This window comes from Bullifex sp. (assembly GCF_034103065.1).
Classification (GTDB): domain Bacteria; phylum Spirochaetota; class Spirochaetia; order Sphaerochaetales; family Sphaerochaetaceae; genus Bullifex.
The window spans coordinates 1-18,695 of the sequence record NZ_JAXEGN010000055.1 but is presented as its reverse complement, the minus strand read 5'-3'; the positions used below and the strand labels follow the sequence as shown (position 1 = coordinate 18,695).

Sequence of the window (18,695 nt, the reverse complement as noted above, 5' to 3'; positions counted from 1 at the left end):
AACTAATGTGTGTTTTAAATAATAATCTATTTGTGAAACTAAAAAAACTCCAATGGATTAGAAAACCGGAAAAAATAAAAATTACCTCATCTCACTCAATGAGTATTACAACAGAGCATGACTCTGCATTAGTTTATACCTTTGACGAAGATGAAAAAGTTAATGTTACAATTAAATCAAATGAGCTTTCATATGGCCTTGGAGTTATCTTCAACCAAGATCAAGGAATGATGTTAATAAAGAAAGATAACTTTCTTGAGAAAACAACAACCTTTATGGGCATAAAGGAAGTTGTGAAACTAAATCTTGTTGATGAAAATCAATTTTCATTTGAAAAATGTGATGATGAAATTGTTTTTTCAAATGGAAAGTATGAAATTGTAAGATTAAAATTTAAATCAATTAAAGAAAGTGTATCTATTTGTATTCTTTTATTTGGTAAAGGCTCTGCAAATATCAGCTTTTAACGCATTATTATTCACATTACCCATTTATTCTGATATTATTTTTAAAACTAATTTTACCCAAGGGCCCCTCTGAAAGGGCAAGGAAGGTTATATGGAAGAAATAAAAACAACAGAAGATCGTCCTCTCAATTTTATTGAGAAAATAATTGAGGATGATTTAGCTAATCACCGTCTACCAAATGATACAGTAGTCACTAGATTTCCACCTGAACCAAACGGTTATCTTCACATCGGACACATTAAAAGTATTTGTCTTAACTTTGGTCTTGCTGAGAAATATCATGGTCGCTGCCATTTAAGACTCGATGACACTAACCCTGCAAAAGAGGATATGGAGTACATTAACTCAATTAAAGAAGATATCCACTGGCTTGGTTTCGATTGGAAAGAGCATGAATACTATGCTTCTGACTACTATGATCAACTTTTTGAAATTGCAGTTAGATTAATCAAGGAAGGTAAAGCCTATGTTGACTCACTCTCTGCAGAAGAAATGAAGTTATATCGTGGTACACTTACAGAGCCAGGTAAGAATTCTCCTGATCGTGATAGACCAATAGAAGAAAACCTTCGTCTCTTTATGGAAATGAAGGAAGGTAAATATCCTGAAGGTGCTTACACACTTAGGGCAAAAATTGATATGGCAAGTCCTAATATCAATTTAAGAGACCCTGCTTTATATAGAATTAAATATGCAACTCACCCTAGAACTGGGGACAAGTGGTGTATTTATCCAATGTATGACTTTACACACCCTATTTCAGACGCAATTGAAAATATCACACATTCAATTTGTACTTTGGAATTTGAGGATCATAGACCAGCTTATGACTGGGCAACAAGTATCGATGGTATTGAACACACTCCTCATCAGTATGAATTTGCTCGCTTAAATATTAACTATTTATTAATGAGTAAACGTAAGCTCCTATACCTTGTTAACAATAACTTTGTTACTGGCTGGGATGACCCTAGAATGCCAACCATCAGTGGTGTTAGAAGAAGAGGATATTCTCCTGAATCAATGAAGGATTTCGTCTCTCGTGTAGGTGTTGCTAAGGTCGAAGGTGTTGTTGATTACTCACTTATGGAGTTCTGTGTTAGAGAGGATTTAAATAAGAGAGCAGAACGCTTAATGGCTGTTCTTGATCCACTTGAAATTGAAATTGACAACTATCCAGAAGGTCAAGTCGAATATTTCACAGCAGAAAACAATGTAGAAGATCCAAATAGTGGTACACATGAAATTGCTTTCTCTCGCCATTTATACATCGAAAGAGAGGACTTTATGGAAGTACCTGTAAAGGGCTACCATAGACTATATCCTGGTAATGAAATTAGACTTAAGTATGCTTACTTCATTACAGCTACTAGTGTTGAAAAAGATGAAAATGGTAAGGTAACAAAAGTACACTGTACCTATGATCCACTTAGCCGTGGTGGTGATTCACCAGATGGAAGAAAGGTTAAAGGTACAAGCCATTGGGTTTGCCGTGATATTTGTACAGTTGCAGAAGTAAGACAGTATGACAAGCTCTTTAAGAGTGAATGTCCAGGTGCTGAAACAGGTAACTATCTTGATGATTTAAATCCTGATTCACTTATTGTTATTCCTAAAGCATATATCGAAAAAGAAGCCGAGAATGCTAAGGTAGGTAGTTATTTCCAATTTGTTAGAAATGGTTACTACTGTGTTGATTCAAAGGATAGCACTAAAGAGCACATGGTATTTAATAGAACTTGTACACTTAAAGATAGCTGGGCAAAGCAGAAAGCTAAAATGGGGATCAAGTAATAAGGTTGGGAGCAAGTTGCTCCCAATTTTTTTCCTTTCCTATTATTAATTATTTTGATATTTTATCATTATGAATCCTTTTTTTGATATACACTTCCATGTAATGACATTTAAAGAACCTAATTTAGCAGCATTCTTCTCTTCTTTAGACACCTCTGCTGCTTCTTTTTTACAAGGTAATATTACAAAGGATTATATTATCACTTTAAATAGCATATTTAAGGGGCAATTTCTTTCTCAAGTCGAAAATACATTAACTGCATTTTCAAGACCTATAGATGAAACCTTTAAGATGATGGAAGATGATTTAAAAGGTAAATACAGAAGAGAGAGTAATAAAGCTGATTACCCAAGTGTTCCATATTTAAGGGATAAAAAACTTTATTTTAGAGATCAAGTGTATGATAGAATATTTCTCTCTCCCCTTTTAATGGATTTTTCTCAAACTCAAAGTACAATTGATAAATTATACTACTCATTTACAGCTTTTGATAAGATAACACCTTATGCATTAGATACTATAAGTGCAATTAATAAGTACTATGAAAACGACGAAGGGATTTTTGAGTTCTATCCATTTATAGGAATTAACCCAAGTGCTCACTCCTTTGAATTTTTAGTTAATCATTTAAATCGGTTTGTTGATATTACTCATAACATTCATCCAAGTCATAAGTTAAATGATAAAGAAAGGATTTTCTTTGGAGTTAAACTATATCCACCACTTGGCTTTGATCCTTGGCCTCAAGATAGCCAAGAATTAAAGAAGGTAAGATATCTATATGATTTTTGTTCAAAAAATAGAGTTCCTATCATAACACATTGTGATGACCAAGGCTTTAAAGGTATAGACCCTACCCAAGCAAGAAAATTCACAGATCCAGCTACATGGAAAACTGTTCTTGAAAACTATCCATCTTTAATAATTGATTTTGCTCATGTAGGAAGAGAGTATGCAATTAATAGTAAAATAGGACTACTTGATAACGTTCAAGCAAGAATAAAAAAGCTTCCTACTGGTGAATGGTTCTATACACTAATGGATATGATTAAAGAGTATGATAATGTTTATACAGATATTTCCTTTACAGGGTGTTATAAAGATTTCTACATAACTTTCTTAAACTATCTTGATTTGTTAAATGAAAATGATAGAGAAAGAATTGAAAGTAGAATACTCTTTGGTTCTGATTTCTCTGTAAACCTACTAAGAGTAGAAAGCTATTTAAACTACTATCATATATTTGATTCTTCCCCATTTTCTGATGAATTAATTCATAAAATGGTTTCAATTAATCCTATGAACTTTTTGGGTCTAAAAGAGGTAAAAAAGCCAAAATTACCATTCTTTTCTAAAAGACTTACTTAACCTTTAGTTTTCTTGCTAAAGGCCAAGATAGTAAAGCTGTTAATGCCATTAATAATGTAGTAAATAGGTATGCACTTTCATAGCTGTAGTTTGTGATAATCTTTCCAAGAACAACAGGACCAAGACTCATACCAATTCCATAAATTGCTTGGTATGTACCCATTGCAGTTGATCTCTTTTCTTCGCTAACACAGCTAACAACTATAGCCATTAATAAACCATTAATTATTAAGTTTCCAAAGCCAGCAAGCAAGCTTGAGATTAGATAAAATATAGGTTCTTTAATTAATGCAATTAGTAAGCTTGCAATTCCAAGCAGTGAATAACCAATAAAAAGGGATTTTCCCTTCTCATTCTTTACTAAGAATTTCTTTCCGATGTATGGAGCTGCTAAAACTTGAATAATTGTAAATGTTAGTGATATCGCACCAATTAAGAACGAAGATGCACCACACTCCCTTGCTCTAGAACTGGTAAATGAAAAAACAGTTGCTTGCATATAAAACTGCATCATTATTGCAAGGATAGATGAAAAAATTACAATTGGATTTTTTATTACTTTAGCTGCATGAGAAAAACTAAAGCTTTCTCTTTGAATACTAATAGGCTTAAGTAGAATTACAGCTACAATTGCTACTAATCCTGTTAAAAATGAGCAAAGTAAAGGTATTTTATAGCCAAAAAATGAAGCTGTTAAAATACCTAAAAAAAATGCTAATAGCTTTCCTCCGTTTGAAAAAGCATTAACATTAGTCATTGCTCTTACACTTTCATCATCTTTAAAGTAAGCATTATATAAAACGCTAAAAGCAAGCCAGGTACTAGCTGCCAAGCCTGCTAATACTCTACAAATGATAATTGCAACAAAGGATGTTGCAAACATTAGAAAGAATGATGAAATAGTTGTTGCGATACAACCAAAAAGAATAGTCTTTTTGTAGCAGGAAAATGCATCTGTAACCATACCAATTGGAATTCTTGCAAATATTTGTGTAAAACCATAAACACCAGTCATAAATCCAATTAAATTTGCACCAAAGCCTAAGCTTTGAAGGTATGGTGCAAAATATGGAGTATGGCAATATTCACTTGCCCAAAAGAAAATAATAGCTATGCAAAGCAAATTTCTACTAGTTTTTTTATTCATCATCCTCTCTCAATTATTACTTTCTAACTAAAATTCCAGGTCTAATAAAGGTTTGATCATCAACTACAATTTCATTTTCAGGGAATAATACAGGTCTAGTAACTGGGATTATTCCATCTTTAGTTGAAATTACAGTATCTTCACTCTTTGTACCTGTAATAGAAGGATTCCAGCAGAAAGCTTGGTTTTCAGCAATTACGCCTGGAGTATCGAAACCTACACGATAATCTCTACCTTGGTATCCAATAGGACCACCCTGGTGGTGCTTATCAAATTCACCTTCATATCCAAGTTCTGTATATTTGCTTCTACCCTTTTCAAGTGCTGAAACAAAAGTGTTACCTGGCTTAGAAGCAGCCATGTAGGTACAATCGATTACTTGGTTATCGTAGTATTGCTTCTTCTCTTCCTCTGTTGGCTCATAGAACCATACATAACGAGTTAAACAAATTACTAAACCATTGCGTCTAAAGTTACCACCAATTTGAACGCGCTTTTCAACCTTCTTACTAGTTGGAAGTGGGTGACGATAAAGACTAATTCTTTCATCGGCAGCGACCATACAGGAAAGAATTTCTAAGCCTTTAGCTTCCATTCTTGACATGATGTCACCTGCAATTTCATACTCACTCATACCTGCAGAAATATTAATTGCAGCTTCTTCCATAGCAATTGAAGCATCTTTACCAATCTCTTGATATCTTTCAATCTCTTCAGCTGTTAAAGAGAATCTCAAAAGTTGAATGTTTTTAGCTAAATCTGAAGTATCATATCCAACCTTACCAGATGGAACTAACTCACTAATAGTTTTCTTTTCAAAGCTACTATCATGCCAAACGCCATAAAGAATCTTAAAACCAAGAGTCTCTAATTTTTCTTCATCTCTCATTCTTGGTGCTTCAATATTGTTGGTAATGGCAAATAAACCATTTTTAGTAACTAAAAGGCCACAGTTACCAACACTGCCCATACCGACATAGTTTCTACCGCCACAGGTTAGCCAAGCAAAGTTGTCTTGACCTTTAATGTAGATTCCATCAAGGCCTTTTTCATCCATAAGATTTCTAAGCCTAGCAATTTTTATTTCTAATTCTTTTGCCACAATTAACCCCCAATCGATTATTCACTCTTTTTCTCTTTGATATTCTTTATCACAGAGAAAACAATAATTACAAGTGAAAGAATTAAGAATACACAGGAAATAGGATGTGTAACAAATGTTGTCCAGCTATTTTCTGATAAAATCAAAGCTCTATTGAGATTTGATTCAGCAATAGGACCAAGTACGATACCAAGTACTAATGGTGCTCCTGGATAACCAAACTTCTTCATACCAAAACCTAAGATACCAAATACAATTGCAATTAATACGTCAAATAAGTTATTTGAGTTACTAAATGCACCAACAATACATAGTGCTGCAATTATAGGTAGTAATACTGTCTGAGGTATTTTTAAGATCTTTGGTGATACCTTAGCACATGAAAGTCCTGTTACTAGCATGATAAACTGAATAACAATCATACCAGCTAAGATTGCATATACAATTGTAATTCCTTCTGGTTCAACAAACATCTGTGGACCTGGTCTAACACCAATTAGTGTTAATGCACCAAGCATAACAGAGGTAACTGTATCACCTGGAACACCTAAGCAAAGCATAGGAATTAGAGCACCACCAGTTGTACCATTGTTTGAAGCTTCAGGAGCAGCAATACCCTCTGGAACACCTGTTCCAAACTTATCTCCTCTCTTAGAGAGCTTCTTTGCAACCTGATAAGCTAAGAAACAGGAAATAGCTCCACCTGTACCTGGAATAATACCAATAAATACACCAATTAAACCACCAACTACTGCTGAAAGTAATAATGCTGTAAAGTCAGCCTTGGTAGGAATTACTCTACCTACTCTCTGGTTAGCTGCAGCACCTTCTCTTTCACCACCCTTTTGAACAATTGTAAATACTTCACTTAAAGCAAAGACTCCAATTAATACAGGAAGTAGTTGTAAACCTCTCATTAAGCGTACATTTCCAAAGGTAAATCGATCGATACCTGCTACTTGGTCTACACCAACAGTAGAAATAAGTAAGCCAATGAAACCTGAAATAAGACCCTTTACAGTATCCTTACCAGTACTTGCCATGATTGAAAGGCCAAATATTGATAAAGCAAAGAAGTCTGGGCTTGTAAATGAAAGAGCAACCTTTGCAAGCTGAGGAGCAATTAAAGCAAGACAGATAGCACTAACTAAACCACCGATAAATGAGGATACGGCGGAAATACCTAATGCTCTACCTGCATCTCCATTCTGTGTCATTGGATATCCATCTAAAAGTGTTGCTGTAGCAGATGGAGTTCCAGGAGTATTTAGAAGTATTGCAGAAATTGATCCACCATACATACTTCCACAGAACAAGCCACAAAGTAGGAGTAATGCTGCACTTGCATCGATTTTATAAACTAAAGGAAGTAACAAGATAATACCAGTTGAACCACTTAAACCTGGAAGTGCTCCAATTACTACACCTGCTACTGTACCAAACACAGCCATAAGGAAGTTAAAAGGCTGGAGAACATTGATAAATCCTGCTATTAAATTTGAAAACATCTCTTTCTCCTTAACCTAAAATTCCTCTTGGAAGGAATACCATAAATACTTTTGTAAATAATAGATAAATACAAACTGTAAATATAACTGCAATTACCGCACCTTTAACTTTCTTTTTATAGCCAAAGAGCATAAATGATGCAAAGAGGTAAATTGGAGTTGTTAATAAATAGCCAACACCTTTCATTAGCTTGTAATAAACAAATGTCATTACAACCATAATTAGTGCTCTAACTAAGTACTTAACATTAATGCGCTTAAAATCTATTAGAGGAATACCTTTTGATGAGATAATAACGCTAATTAGCTGTACAACTCCTAAAACAAATAGTATTAGGCAGATAAATTTTGGGTAATCACCTGGACCAATACCTTTTGTAGCACTAGGCATTTTATTTGCAGTCATATAAAGGAATGCTGATAGACAAATCAATAATATAGATATGATAAAGTCTGCAGATTTTTTATTATCCTTCATCGAAATTCATCTCCTTAAAAAATTAGGGGGAAAACTTTACCTTCCCCCCTAAATTTACTTAAGTAAAAGATTAAAGTGTTGCAGCGAGTTCTGCAAAGCGCTTATCTTCACTCTTCATGAATGCTGTAGCAGCCTGAGGATCTTTGTAAGTAACTTCTACACTTAATGATGTCATTGCATCCTTAAACTGAGGATCTTCACAGCAGCTCTTGTAAATGTCAGCAAGCTTGTTAACGATTTCATCTGGAGTATCTTTTGGTACTACAACAGTTCTCCACTGTGGAAGGATAACATCAACACCACACTCTTTTCCTGTTGGAACTTCTGGGAATGCTGAGTATCTATTTTCTGAGAATACAGCTAAGATTCTGAGCTGACCGTTTTGTACGTTAGCAATACCTTCTGGAGCATTAGCCATAACACAATCAACTTCACCAGCTAAGAGACCTGTAATAGCTGGGCCACCACCAGAATATGGAACGTGTGTAAGTTCAATGCCTGTTTCCTTTTGGAAAATTAAAGCAGCAAGGTGGTTACCACCGTTAGCACCTGCGTTACCACAAGTTACTTTACCAGGATTTGCCTTAACGTCAGCGAGGAAGTCCTGAAGACTCTGATACTTACTATCAGCTCTTACTACGAGGTAGTTATAAGATGAAACAACCTGGCAAACAGTTTTGAAAGTATCAGCACCTGTGATTACTGTTTCTGAAAGGTGTGTTTTAGCCATTGTTGCGTTATTCCAGTGCATTACTGCATAACCATCAGCTGAAGCATCTAAGAATTCTACCGCACCTGTGATACCTGAAGCACCTGGTACGTTTTTAATAATCATTGTCTGACCATTCGCATACTTTGGGAAAACATCAGCAAGAGCTCTAAATACGATGTCTCCACCACCACCTGCAGACCAACCTACTGTTGCTTCAACAGTTTTTGAAGGGAAATTTGCACTCTCTGCTGCACCTTGTGCAAAGAGACCAGTAACTGCGATTGCTGCTATGAGCAACATTACTAAGCATTTTTTCATAAATCTATCTCCTTTTAAATTTAATTGACCTTAACCTTTTTACCACTTCTTACACTTTCGTATATTGCAGTAATAATCTTTACAGCTTCACTAGCACTCTCAGCATTTACTTCTGGTTCTCTATGCTCAATAATTGCTGAAGCAAAATCATTAAATTGCTTTTCGTGACCTAAAGTATTAATTGCCTTTGGATCGCTAGCACCACCACCTGCTTTAGTTGCATCTGAATATATTCTTCTGATTTCGGAATCTTCTTCTGTTTCATTTTTAAAGGACCAAACCTTTAATGATTCTTCTTCAAGAACTGCAGACCCCTCTGTTCCACAAATTTCAATCTTCTTCAAAAAACCTGGATATACACTTGTTGAACCTTCAATAACACCTAAAGCACCGTTTTTAAACTTTAATACGGCAACGCCTGTATCTTCAACCTCAATTCTTTCATGAGCAAGTGTTGCTGTGTATGCTTGAACTTCTTCGGCAGGACCACAGAACCACTGTAAGAGGTCAATTGCATGGATTGACTGGTTCATTAAAGCACCACCACCATCAACCTTCCAAGTTCCTCTCCAAGCACCAGAGTCATAGTACTCTTGACTTCTAAACCACTTAACCTGCGCATCACAAAGTGTTAAACGTCCAAATCGTCCTTCATCAATTGCTTTCTTAATCAAGCGTGGAGCATCATAGAATCTTGATTGGAATACGCCAGTAACAATTACACCTTCTTTTTTAGCTTCATTAATAATTAATTCTTCTCTCTCAGCTGTAATTTCCATTGGTTTTTCAATAATTACATGTTTTTTGTGTCTAATTGCTGCAAGAGCAGGTTCAAGGTGATAACCTGATGGTGTTGCGATTGTTACAGCTTCAATTTCACTATCGTTTAAAAAGCTCTCTAAATCATCATATGCCTTACCCTTTCCATGGCGTTCACAAAAAGCTTTTGCCTTACCAGGTACTGCATCAAATGCTGCTACAAACTCACAATTTTCATTTTTCTCAATTGCAATAAAATGAGTTTCAGCAATTACGCCAAGGCCGATGATTCCAAAACCAACTTTCCTCACTTTTTTCTCTCCTATATTTTTAGACTACCACATTTTTCGAATTAGTCAATCAATTTTACAAATTATTTTTTAATTCATTTTTTCATATATTTAATTTATTTTATTGAAAGTTTTTATCTCAATAATATTTAAATCCTTGCGTCCTTCACTTAAGTACATTACAATTAAAATATGAGGTTTGAGGATTTAGAATTTGTCAATTACAAAAACATAATTGATACAATTTTTACATATCCAGGCTTATCAAGAGCAAATATTGCAAAGGAGCTTGGTATTTCAAAAACTACAGTTTCATATGTAGTTAGTGAATTAATAGAAAAATCTATAGTTGAAGAAACAGAAGCTGAAGATAATGGTAGACGTGGTAGACCTGGATTAGGCTTACGACTAAATGATTCAAAGTGGAATGCAATAGGTGCTAGCTTTGATGGAGAGGCTTGGAGTTTTGTAAAAACTACACTATCAGGAAAAGTTGTTGATAAATATATAGGTCAAGAAGTTAAAAATCTAACTCCAGATTCTATGTTCGAAAGCTTCTTTTATGAAATAAAAAAGATACTTTCAACTTGTGATGAATACACACTACCTGCAATAGGTTTAGGTCTTCCAGGTATTATAGATACATATCAAAATAAAATCATGATCGTAAATGATTTAAAGTGGCATGATCCTATTGATGTTGGTGCAATAATATCAAAAGAGTTAAATCTAAAGGTTTATTCTGTTAATAGATTTACTGCAGCAGGTCTTGCTGAATTTAGATATGCTAATCCTGAAGGTGAGAAAAATTTAATTTACATTGGTCTTGGTCATGGAATAAGATCTGCTATCTTTATTGATGGAAGACTTTTATATGGAGACACCTTCTCTGCAGGACGTATTTCTCACATTGTAGTAGATGAAAATGGACCTCTTTGTGACTGTGGAAAAAGAGGGTGCTTATTAACTCTTGCAAATAGTGAAGCATTAGAAAGAAAAGCAAACGAACTAAGAAAAGAAAAAAAATATTTATCCACAAGATTAAACTGTCCTGACATCAAAGTCGATGCAATTACAATTTGTAAGCTTGCAGATGAGTATGATAGCTGTGCTATGGCTGCTTTAGATACCTTAGTTACCCCGCTTTCAAAAGGAATTGGTGAAATTTGCGATATCATAAACCCTAAAAAAGTAATTATTGGTGGTGCTTTAGGTTGTAGTAGCAGGTATTTAGTTTCAAAGCTTCGAGAAAACATGGAGTCAAAGATGACGGTTGAACTTCCAGGAAGTCACATTTTAGTAGAACAAGCTAAACTTAGAGAATTTGGTTCTGCAAGAGGAGCTGCTTCATTAGTTTTAGAAAACAAAGCAGAACTTCTTTTTGCTAATTAAAAAAGCGGGATTTATCATCCCGCCACCATTATTCATCATCTCTCCAGAAGAAGTCATTTTCTTCTTTTCTACCACGACTTTCACGAATTGAGTCATAGCCATAAGGTCTAACACCTCTTCTATCATTTTTATTAACTCTTCTATCTGAGTTAAATTTTCTATCATCACGATTAAAAGAAGGTCTCTCATCTCTTTTATTATCCCTTCTTCGATCATCAAATCTTTCTTTATCATCGAATCTAGGACGAGAATATCTATCTTCATAACGAGGTTTATCCTCAAAACGTGGTCTTGAAGGTCTATCTTCTCTGCTAAATTTACTTCTATCATCTCTAAAGGAAGGCCTATCATCAAAATCTCTATATGATCTTCTCTCATCCCCTCTTTTGAAGTTCTTTCTATCATTATCACGATTAAAAGAACGTCTATCCTCATTACCACGTCTATCTCTATCTTTGTTAAAAGATTTTCTATCATCTTGATAACGACGAGGTCTATCGCCTTTAGATTTTTCATCCCTAAAATTAGATCTTTCTCTATCCTTTAAAGGCTTTTTATCATTCTTATCATAGAATTTTTTATCTTCTTCTTCCTTATCCATTGAGAGGACTAATCTCTCAAAATCCTCATCCTTAACCTTTTCCACTTCTCTTTTCCTTATACTACTATTACTGATAATACTTTCTGATGCATCTTGCATCTTTTCAAATAGATATACTCTAGATTTCCCACTTTTTTTTGAAGAAAAACCTATAGGCCTTACATCATCTGTTATCTCAGTAATCTTATATGCACTTTTAAGTTTAGATTTATCCAAAGAGAAAGTAGCTAAATTAGTTGAAAAAATCAATATCCCTTTCTGCTTTAATATCTTACTTAATTTATAAAACCAGATATTTGCATCCTTTTTTACATCAAAAGGCTGTGCCATTTTGTGAGAATTTGAAAATGAAGGAGGATCAAAAATAATTAAATCCCACTTTTCATTCTTCTCAATAGCTTGATTAACAAAAACAGTTGCGTCTTGGCTAATAACTGGATAATTTTGAGTACTCAAAAAACCATTATTTTTTAAATTTTCTCTTGCAATCTCACAGTAAGTATTAGATAAATCAACACTTGTAACACTATCAGCACCGCCAGCAGCTGCATAAACTGAAAACGAACCAGTGTATGAAAAAAGATTTAATACCTTTAAAGCTACAGCATTTTCCTTCACAAGTAATCTAGTATTTACATGATCTAAAAACAATCCTGTATCGATGTGTGTTGTTAAATCACATATAAATTCAAGGCCATTTTCCTTTACTTTTACAATAACAGCCTCTTCATCTAATTTTTCATGCTGTTCCTTTTGCTCTCTCTTTTTTCTATCCTGGTAAATAATTTTATCTCTTTCTACATAAACCATTCTAGAAACAATATCTATTGTTTCTTCTTTAACTTTTTCATCTTCAATATCACTATAGTTTACAATCTTTGCATACTTACCATATAACTCAACTGTAACAGGTAGTGCATCTAAATTACGATCATAAATTCTAGCAACATTGCTGTCGCTAAGATTCATCCACCTTCTTGCTTCAAGTGCATTTGCTTTAAGAATCTTAGCAAAATCTTTTTTTACAAACTCTTCCATAATTTTGATATAATATATCATAATTTAAATTTGGAATATTCTAATGGACAAAGAAGCTATAGAATTTATTAAAGAAAAGGAAGCACAACTAAATAGTAAAATTGGTTGGAGGACATTTTCAACTTGGTTTGGAACCAACAAGGGAATCTTAAGAGAATATGGTGTATTTTTATGTGCCTTTAGTGATTCTTTTTATCTTGAGGACTTTGAGCGACTTCCAACTTTTTTAGGATACACAATCCAAAGGAAAAATAAAGTTGAATATGTTCGCTTTGATATGACATTTAAAGCAAGTAGTATAAAAAGTATTACTACAGTAAGACGCTCTGAAGCAGAAAGAGTAATTAGATCAAAAGCTAAAGAACCTTTATCAAAGGTTGGAAAAATTACTGCTCTTTTTGCAAAAACTGTAACTCAGGTAGAGTTAGACAGTGGAGAGTTAATTTATTTTGAGTTAATTAGCAGTAAAGAATTTGAGAAAATAGTTAAGGAGTTAAAGAATGGGCGCATTTAAAGCTTATGATATTCGTGGCATTTACAATGTTGATTTTGACAAGAACACTGCATATAAGGTTGGATATTTCCTCCCTTCTCTCTTAAATGCAAGTTTTGTTGCAGTAGGTCGTGATGTTAGAGTTAGTTCAGATGAAATACATGATGCACTATTAAAAGGTATTACAGATAGTGGTGCAGATGTTTATGATTTAGGTCTTGCAACAACTCCAATGGTTTATTTTGCAACCACTTTCCTCGATGCATCAGCATCTGTACAAATCACAGCAAGCCACAACCCTCCAAAATACAATGGATTAAAAATCAGTAGAAAGGGAGCTCTTCCTGTAGGTGGTGAAACAGGATTAAAAGACCTTGAGAAACTTGTAAATGAAGGTGAAGTTGTTGTTAAAGAAGTAAAAGGTAAAGTAATTGATAGAAGTGATGTTAAGGATAGCTATGTAGCTTTCTTACGAAAGAGTGTTACAGACCTTTCTAACTTAAAGATTTCTATGGATTTATCACACGGAATGGCTAACTTAGTTATTAAGGATGTATTAAAGGAGTATAATGATAACATTAACTACCTCTATGACCACTTTGATGGCACCTTCCCTGCTCACGAACCAAATCCATTAGAAGTTGAAAACTGTAAAGACTTAATGAAGCAGGTTGTAGCTGACCACTCTGACTGTGGTGTAATCTATGATGGTGATGCAGATAGAGTAATGTTCATCGATGAAAAAGGTAGATTTATCCAACCAGACTACATTACAGCAGTTATTGGCCTTTATTATTCAAAGAAAGAAAAAGGTAATGTTTTACAAGATATTAGAACAAGTAGATCAACAACAGAGTACCTTGAAAAGCTTGGATTTAATGTAACAACTTGGAAAGTTGGACATGCATTTGCTAAACTAAAGATTAGAGAAATTAATGGTATTTTTGGTGGTGAGCTTGCAGGTCATTATTATTTTAGAGATTTTGGTAATTGTGACTCTGGTGTTTATGCATCCCTCCTCGTATTATCAGTTGTTGCTGATCTAAAGAGAGAAGGAAAAACACTCTCTATGCTGATTGATGAAATCATTAAGTATCAAAATAGTGGTGAAGTAAACTTCAAGCTAGAAAATAAAGATGCTGCTATTAATGCTCTTTATCAAAGATATGTAGTTGAGGAAAAAGCTAATAAGGTTCTAGATTTCGATGGTTATAGAATTGAGTTTGATACCTGGTGGTTCAATGTTAGAAAGAGTAATACTGAGCCTTATCTTAGAATAGTATTAGAAGCTTCAACAAAAGAAGAAATGGATAAACACCTTAGTGATATTTCTTCAATTATAAAACAGTTTAACTAATGAAATTAGGGGCTCACTTCAGTTGAGCCCCTCTTATTTACTTAAGTTTTTTAGGGAGTATTAAATTCAGAATAATTGCAACGAATGCAGCAATAATTACTGGGGATGAGCCAAATACCATAGTAACCCATTGAGGGAATTGAGCTAAGCTTTCTTTTACTAAGCTTACCCCCATACCAAGTGCAGCAGATAAGCCTACGATAGAAGTATTTCTATAGTCCATTTCTTGTGTAGTTACTAACTTCATACCAGTCATTGCGATTGATGCAAATACAGATACTGTAGCACCACCTAATACACATTGTGGTATTGTTGTTAAGAAGGCACTAAACTTAGGCATTAAGCCTGCTACCAATAAGAAAATACCACATAGTGAAAGTACCTTTCTATTTACTACCTTAGTTGTTGATACAATACCTACATTCTGTGAATATGTAGCATTAGGAAGACCTCCTAAAAGTGATGATAATACATTTGAAACACCAAATCCGATAATACCACCTCTTATCTCATCACTTGATGGCTCTCTATTTAATCCACCCATTGTAGTAGCACTAAAGTCACCAATTGCTTGCACACTATTAATTATAAATAGAATTGACATTGTCAAAATTGATGAAAATTCAAATTTAATTCCAAAAGGAACTATTTGTAATGGAGCAAAGTAATCGGCTCGTCCGATTGCTGAGAAATCAACAAGACCAAAGAATAATGAAACGATATAACCACAAATAATACCTATTAATATGCTAGCAAGTTTAAGCCTTTACCATAGTGGTTTAAGATTGTAACAATTATTAATGTAAAAATTGCTATTCCCCAGTTTGTTAATGAACCAAAGTCAGGGTTTCCACTTCCTCCTGCCATATAAGTAATAGCTGTAGGATAAAGTGAAAGTCCGATAGTAAATACTACAGTACCTGTTATTAAAGGAGGAAAGAACTTTACAATCTTTTTAGAAATTATACCAAAAATAATTGCAACTATACCACCAACAAGTTGAGCCCCAAATACATATGCCAGTCCAAATGTTTCACAAATACCCTTCATGCTTGAAAGGTATGCAAATGAAACACCAATAATAACAGGGAGCTTTGCACCACAGAACTTTGTAATACCAAATAATTGAAGAAGCGTTGAAATGGCAGCCATTACTAGAGAAGATTGAATAAGTACAATTCTCATTTGTTCTTCTAATCCTGCAACTGAACTAATAATAATTGCAGGAGTAACACACCCTACTATCATCGCTACAAGATGCTGTGCTGCAATTGGAACAGCATTCTTAAGCGGAGGCATTTTCCCGTTTAATTCAAATAATGATCTAGATTCCATAAAAATCAGTTTATACTATATTTTAGTTTTTAAAAGATTTTTTTTATTAATTTTTATTTAAAATGTATTTTTTTTATTATTCATTAGTATTTTAATAAATTTTTTACAATAAATGTCTTTTAATTACTATAATATTTTCCGATTTACTAAATTTTCTTAAAAAAATATGAGTATTTAATAATTTTAGCATAATTATTTTTTAGATATTGATTCTATTTAATATAATGTTTATATTATAGCCGAAAACGGGAGATATATATGAACGCAGATAAGTTAGATTTCGAATATATCCTTAAAACGTATGATAAAAAGGATACTTCACCAGCAGATAAGTTATTTAATGTTAATATTGCTAGAACAGCAAGAAACTTTCATCGCCAGATTCCAACATTCAAACAAACACCTTTATATCCTCTTTCTCATTTAGCAGAGATGTTAGGTGTTGAAAACATCTTTATTAAAGATGAATCACAGAGACTTGAATTAAATAGCTTTAAGGTAATGGGTGGCTCATTTGCTATTTATCGTTTCTTACAGAAAAAATTAGGTCTTTCAGATGAAGAGATGAGTTATAAATATCTTTTCAGCAAAGAATGCCACGAAAAGCTCGGAACTATTACATTTGCTTCAGCTACTGATGGTAATCATGGTAAAGGTATCGCATGGGCATCACGTATGCTAGGCCATAAATGTAATATTTATGTTCATAAAGAAACTAGTGAAGCAAGAATTAATGCAATTAAAGCTTTTGGAGCTAAAGTAACAGTAGTAGATGGTAACTATGATGATGCTGTAAGACAAGTTGCAATCGACGCAAAAGAAAATGGTTGGGAAATCATCAGTGATACATCATGGCCAGGATATACAGAGGTACCAACTTGGATTATGCAAGGTTATACAACAATGCTTCTTGAAGCTCAAGAACAGCTTTCAGGTATGGGTTACTTCAAGCCTACTCACGTATTTGTACAAGCTGGAGTTGGAGCATTAGCAGCTTCAGTTATCGGATTCTATGCATCACTTTTCAAAGATGATATGCCTAAGTTTGTTGTTGTAGAACCAAATAAAGCAGCTTGTATATATGAGTCAGCAAAAATCAATGATGGAGAGCCACATACAGTTACAGGTGATCTTGATACCATCATGGCAGGTCTTGCATGTGGTGAGCCTTCTCCTATTGCTTGGACAGTATTAAAAGAATTAGTTGATGCTTATATTTCAGTTCCAGATTACATTGCTGCACGTGGTATGAGAATTTTAGCAACACCATTAAAGGATGATCCAATGGTAATCTCTGGTGAGTCAGGAGCAGTTACACTTGGTGCGCTTTATTCAATTCTAACAGAAAAGGATATGTGTAAAGATTTAATCGAGCACCTAGGAATCGATAGTAAGAGCCAGATACTCTTTATTAACACCGAAGGTAATACAGACCCAACCCACTTCAGACAAATTATTTGGGATGGTTGTGATCCTGTTCCAAGAGAATATTGGACACAAAGATAAATACTTTCAAAGCGGCACTAGTTGCCGCTTATTTTTTTTACTCTTTCAAAAATAAATAAATCATATTTCTAATAATACAAAAAAACCTCGGAGATTATCCGAGGCTCGCTCCCCCTGCAAGATTTGAACTTGCGACAGGCGGATTAACAGTCCGCTGCTCTACCGACTGAGCTAAAGGGGAATGCTTTTTATCAGCAACGAGTAGTAATATACGTTATTATAAAAAAAGAGTCAACACATATTCAAAAAAAATTATTAGAAATTTGAAAAAAAATTTATTATTATACTTATCATATTACAATATAAATAATTATTAAAATTCTTTTTTGTAAATAATAAACCTAATGAAAAATATAAATACAATTTAATTTCTATCTTATCAAAAAAGAATAAAATAGGAATACCATAAAACTCAAAGTATAAAATACCATTTATTTTAGTTAATGCGTTTTAAATAGCCCTATTGCGCTATATCGCATTATTTGAGTTAACTATCCTTTATCAATAAAAGTATTATTAAACTTAACAGAAGATATAAACAGACCGCCTCAATTAAGAAGCGGTCAACTATTAATTAAGCTTATGCTTATTTTACTGGGTAAACCTTTGCGAGGTAATCAGCAAATACTTCGTTAAGCTGTCTGCCTTCCTGAACAACCCTACCAAACATTGTGAAGCCATCACCACCTGCTGCTAAGAAATCATTTGTAGCAACTGTGTATGTAGCGTTCTTATCGATAATGTTTCCGTTAGGAAGAACTACTCTCTTAATTCTTGAGCCAGCTGGGCTGAACTTAGAATATACAACCTTAAGGTCTGTCTGAGTAAATCCACCGTTAGTCTCAGGAATCATTCTGTAACCATACTCGAGAGCTTCATAAACCTGAGCACCTGTGATTTCACATACTGCAACAATGTTTGTGAATGGGAGTACGTTGTTAACATCACCAAGAGTAACCTTACCTGGGTTGATTGAAGCTCTGATACCACCACCATTTGTGATTGTGAAATCAGCACCTGTTTCAGCT

Annotated in this window: 15 protein-coding genes, 1 tRNA gene and 1 pseudogene; 7 read left to right on the top strand and 10 right to left on the bottom strand. The window is 34.0% G+C overall.

Annotation, left to right across the window (positions count from 1 at the left end; genetic code table 11):
* Positions 1-32: 32 nt before the first annotated feature.
* The 3 genes from SOY52_RS02235 to SOY52_RS02225 all read left to right on the top strand — a co-directional run bounded on the left by SOY52_RS02235 (position 33) and on the right by SOY52_RS02225 (position 3,631).
* Entirely contained in the window at positions 33-467 is a 435-nt protein-coding gene (locus SOY52_RS02235) for a hypothetical protein (RefSeq protein ID WP_320847357.1), read from the top strand.
* A 91-nt stretch (positions 468-558) separates the two neighbouring features.
* Positions 559-2,262: a glutamine--tRNA ligase/YqeY domain fusion protein gene (locus SOY52_RS02230; protein ID WP_320847356.1), complete on the top strand. Its 1,704-nt coding sequence runs from the start codon at positions 559-561 to the stop codon at positions 2,260-2,262.
* A gap of 70 nt (positions 2,263-2,332) precedes the next feature.
* A complete protein-coding gene (locus SOY52_RS02225; protein ID WP_320847355.1) occupies positions 2,333-3,631 on the top strand; it encodes an amidohydrolase family protein in 1,299 nt (432 codons plus the stop codon).
* Here SOY52_RS02225 and SOY52_RS02220 read toward each other — a convergent pair.
* The 6 genes from SOY52_RS02220 to SOY52_RS02195 form a co-directional block, all read right to left on the bottom strand.
* The gene (locus SOY52_RS02220) at positions 3,624-4,778 is read right to left on the bottom strand and encodes an MFS transporter (RefSeq protein WP_320847354.1); all 1,155 of its coding nucleotides are present in this window, start codon (positions 4,776-4,778) and stop codon (positions 3,624-3,626) included. The genes SOY52_RS02225 and SOY52_RS02220 overlap by 8 nt on opposite strands.
* A gap of 16 nt (positions 4,779-4,794) precedes the next feature.
* Complete coding sequence (locus SOY52_RS02215) at positions 4,795-5,880, bottom strand: M24 family metallopeptidase (RefSeq protein ID WP_320847353.1); 1,086 nt, start codon at positions 5,878-5,880, stop codon at positions 4,795-4,797.
* Between the two features lie 17 nt (positions 5,881-5,897).
* Complete coding sequence (locus SOY52_RS02210; RefSeq protein ID WP_320847352.1) at positions 5,898-7,388, bottom strand: tripartite tricarboxylate transporter permease; 1,491 nt, start codon at positions 7,386-7,388, stop codon at positions 5,898-5,900.
* A gap of 10 nt (positions 7,389-7,398) precedes the next feature.
* Positions 7,399-7,866, bottom strand: coding sequence for a tripartite tricarboxylate transporter TctB family protein (locus tag SOY52_RS02205; protein ID WP_320847351.1), 468 nt, complete (start codon positions 7,864-7,866; stop codon positions 7,399-7,401).
* Positions 7,867-7,936: 70 nt separating this feature from the next.
* Positions 7,937-8,896 (bottom strand): tripartite tricarboxylate transporter substrate binding protein, encoded by a 960-nt coding sequence (locus SOY52_RS02200; RefSeq protein ID WP_320847350.1) that lies wholly within the window; start codon positions 8,894-8,896, stop codon positions 7,937-7,939.
* Positions 8,897-8,916: 20 nt separating this feature from the next.
* A complete protein-coding gene (locus SOY52_RS02195) occupies positions 8,917-9,966 on the bottom strand; it encodes a Gfo/Idh/MocA family oxidoreductase (RefSeq protein ID WP_320847349.1) in 1,050 nt (349 codons plus the stop codon).
* Positions 9,967-10,137: 171 nt separating this feature from the next.
* On the opposite strand from SOY52_RS02195, the gene SOY52_RS02190 reads away from it, so the two are divergent.
* Positions 10,138-11,337: an ROK family transcriptional regulator gene (locus SOY52_RS02190; protein WP_320847348.1), complete on the top strand. Its 1,200-nt coding sequence runs from the start codon at positions 10,138-10,140 to the stop codon at positions 11,335-11,337.
* A 28-nt stretch (positions 11,338-11,365) separates the two neighbouring features.
* Here SOY52_RS02190 and SOY52_RS02185 read toward each other — a convergent pair whose 3' ends face one another.
* The gene (locus SOY52_RS02185; RefSeq protein ID WP_320847347.1) at positions 11,366-12,976 is read right to left on the bottom strand and encodes a class I SAM-dependent methyltransferase; all 1,611 of its coding nucleotides are present in this window, start codon (positions 12,974-12,976) and stop codon (positions 11,366-11,368) included.
* Positions 12,977-13,019: 43 nt separating this feature from the next.
* Here SOY52_RS02185 and SOY52_RS02180 point away from each other — a divergent pair, with 43 nt between their 5' ends.
* Complete coding sequence (locus tag SOY52_RS02180) at positions 13,020-13,490, top strand: hypothetical protein (RefSeq protein WP_320847346.1); 471 nt, start codon at positions 13,020-13,022, stop codon at positions 13,488-13,490.
* Positions 13,477-14,826 (top strand): phosphomannomutase/phosphoglucomutase, encoded by a 1,350-nt coding sequence (locus SOY52_RS02175; protein WP_320847345.1) that lies wholly within the window; start codon positions 13,477-13,479, stop codon positions 14,824-14,826. The genes SOY52_RS02180 and SOY52_RS02175 overlap by 14 nt, the downstream gene beginning before the upstream one ends.
* A 37-nt stretch (positions 14,827-14,863) precedes the next feature.
* On the opposite strand, the pseudogene SOY52_RS02170 reads toward SOY52_RS02175, so the two are convergent.
* A pseudogene (locus SOY52_RS02170) lies at positions 14,864-16,074 on the bottom strand (uracil-xanthine permease family protein).
* Between the two features lie 345 nt (positions 16,075-16,419).
* On the opposite strand from SOY52_RS02170, the gene SOY52_RS02165 reads away from it, so the two are divergent.
* Positions 16,420-17,667 (top strand): diaminopropionate ammonia-lyase, encoded by a 1,248-nt coding sequence (locus tag SOY52_RS02165; RefSeq protein WP_320847344.1) that lies wholly within the window; start codon positions 16,420-16,422, stop codon positions 17,665-17,667.
* Positions 17,668-17,775: 108 nt separating this feature from the next.
* Here SOY52_RS02165 and SOY52_RS02160 read toward each other — a convergent pair.
* Both SOY52_RS02160 and SOY52_RS02155 read right to left on the bottom strand, forming a co-directional pair.
* Positions 17,776-17,848 (bottom strand) — tRNA-Asn (locus SOY52_RS02160).
* Between the two features lie 405 nt (positions 17,849-18,253).
* Positions 18,254-18,695 (bottom strand): 5'-nucleotidase (locus SOY52_RS02155; protein WP_320847343.1); only part of this gene is annotated, 442 nt, incomplete at its 5' end.

Excerpts from the sequence above, each read along its gene's own strand:
- SOY52_RS02230 (WP_320847356.1), top strand. The coding sequence starts at position 559 with ATGGAAGAAATAAAAACAACAGAAGATCGTCCTCTCAATTTTATTGAG.
- SOY52_RS02225 (WP_320847355.1), top strand. The coding sequence starts at position 2,333 with ATGAATCCTTTTTTTGATATACACTTCCATGTAATGACATTTAAAGAA.
- SOY52_RS02220 (WP_320847354.1), bottom strand. The coding sequence starts at position 4,778 with ATGAATAAAAAAACTAGTAGAAATTTGCTTTGCATAGCTATTATTTTC.
- SOY52_RS02210 (WP_320847352.1), bottom strand. The coding sequence starts at position 7,388 with ATGTTTTCAAATTTAATAGCAGGATTTATCAATGTTCTCCAGCCTTTT.
- SOY52_RS02205 (WP_320847351.1), bottom strand. The coding sequence starts at position 7,866 with ATGAAGGATAATAAAAAATCTGCAGACTTTATCATATCTATATTATTG.
- SOY52_RS02200 (WP_320847350.1), bottom strand. The coding sequence starts at position 8,896 with ATGAAAAAATGCTTAGTAATGTTGCTCATAGCAGCAATCGCAGTTACT.
- SOY52_RS02190 (WP_320847348.1), top strand. The coding sequence starts at position 10,138 with ATGAGGTTTGAGGATTTAGAATTTGTCAATTACAAAAACATAATTGAT.
- SOY52_RS02185 (WP_320847347.1), bottom strand. The coding sequence starts at position 12,976 with ATGGAAGAGTTTGTAAAAAAAGATTTTGCTAAGATTCTTAAAGCAAAT.
- SOY52_RS02180 (WP_320847346.1), top strand. The coding sequence starts at position 13,020 with ATGGACAAAGAAGCTATAGAATTTATTAAAGAAAAGGAAGCACAACTA.
- SOY52_RS02175 (WP_320847345.1), top strand. The coding sequence starts at position 13,477 with ATGGGCGCATTTAAAGCTTATGATATTCGTGGCATTTACAATGTTGAT.
- SOY52_RS02165 (WP_320847344.1), top strand. The coding sequence starts at position 16,420 with ATGAACGCAGATAAGTTAGATTTCGAATATATCCTTAAAACGTATGAT.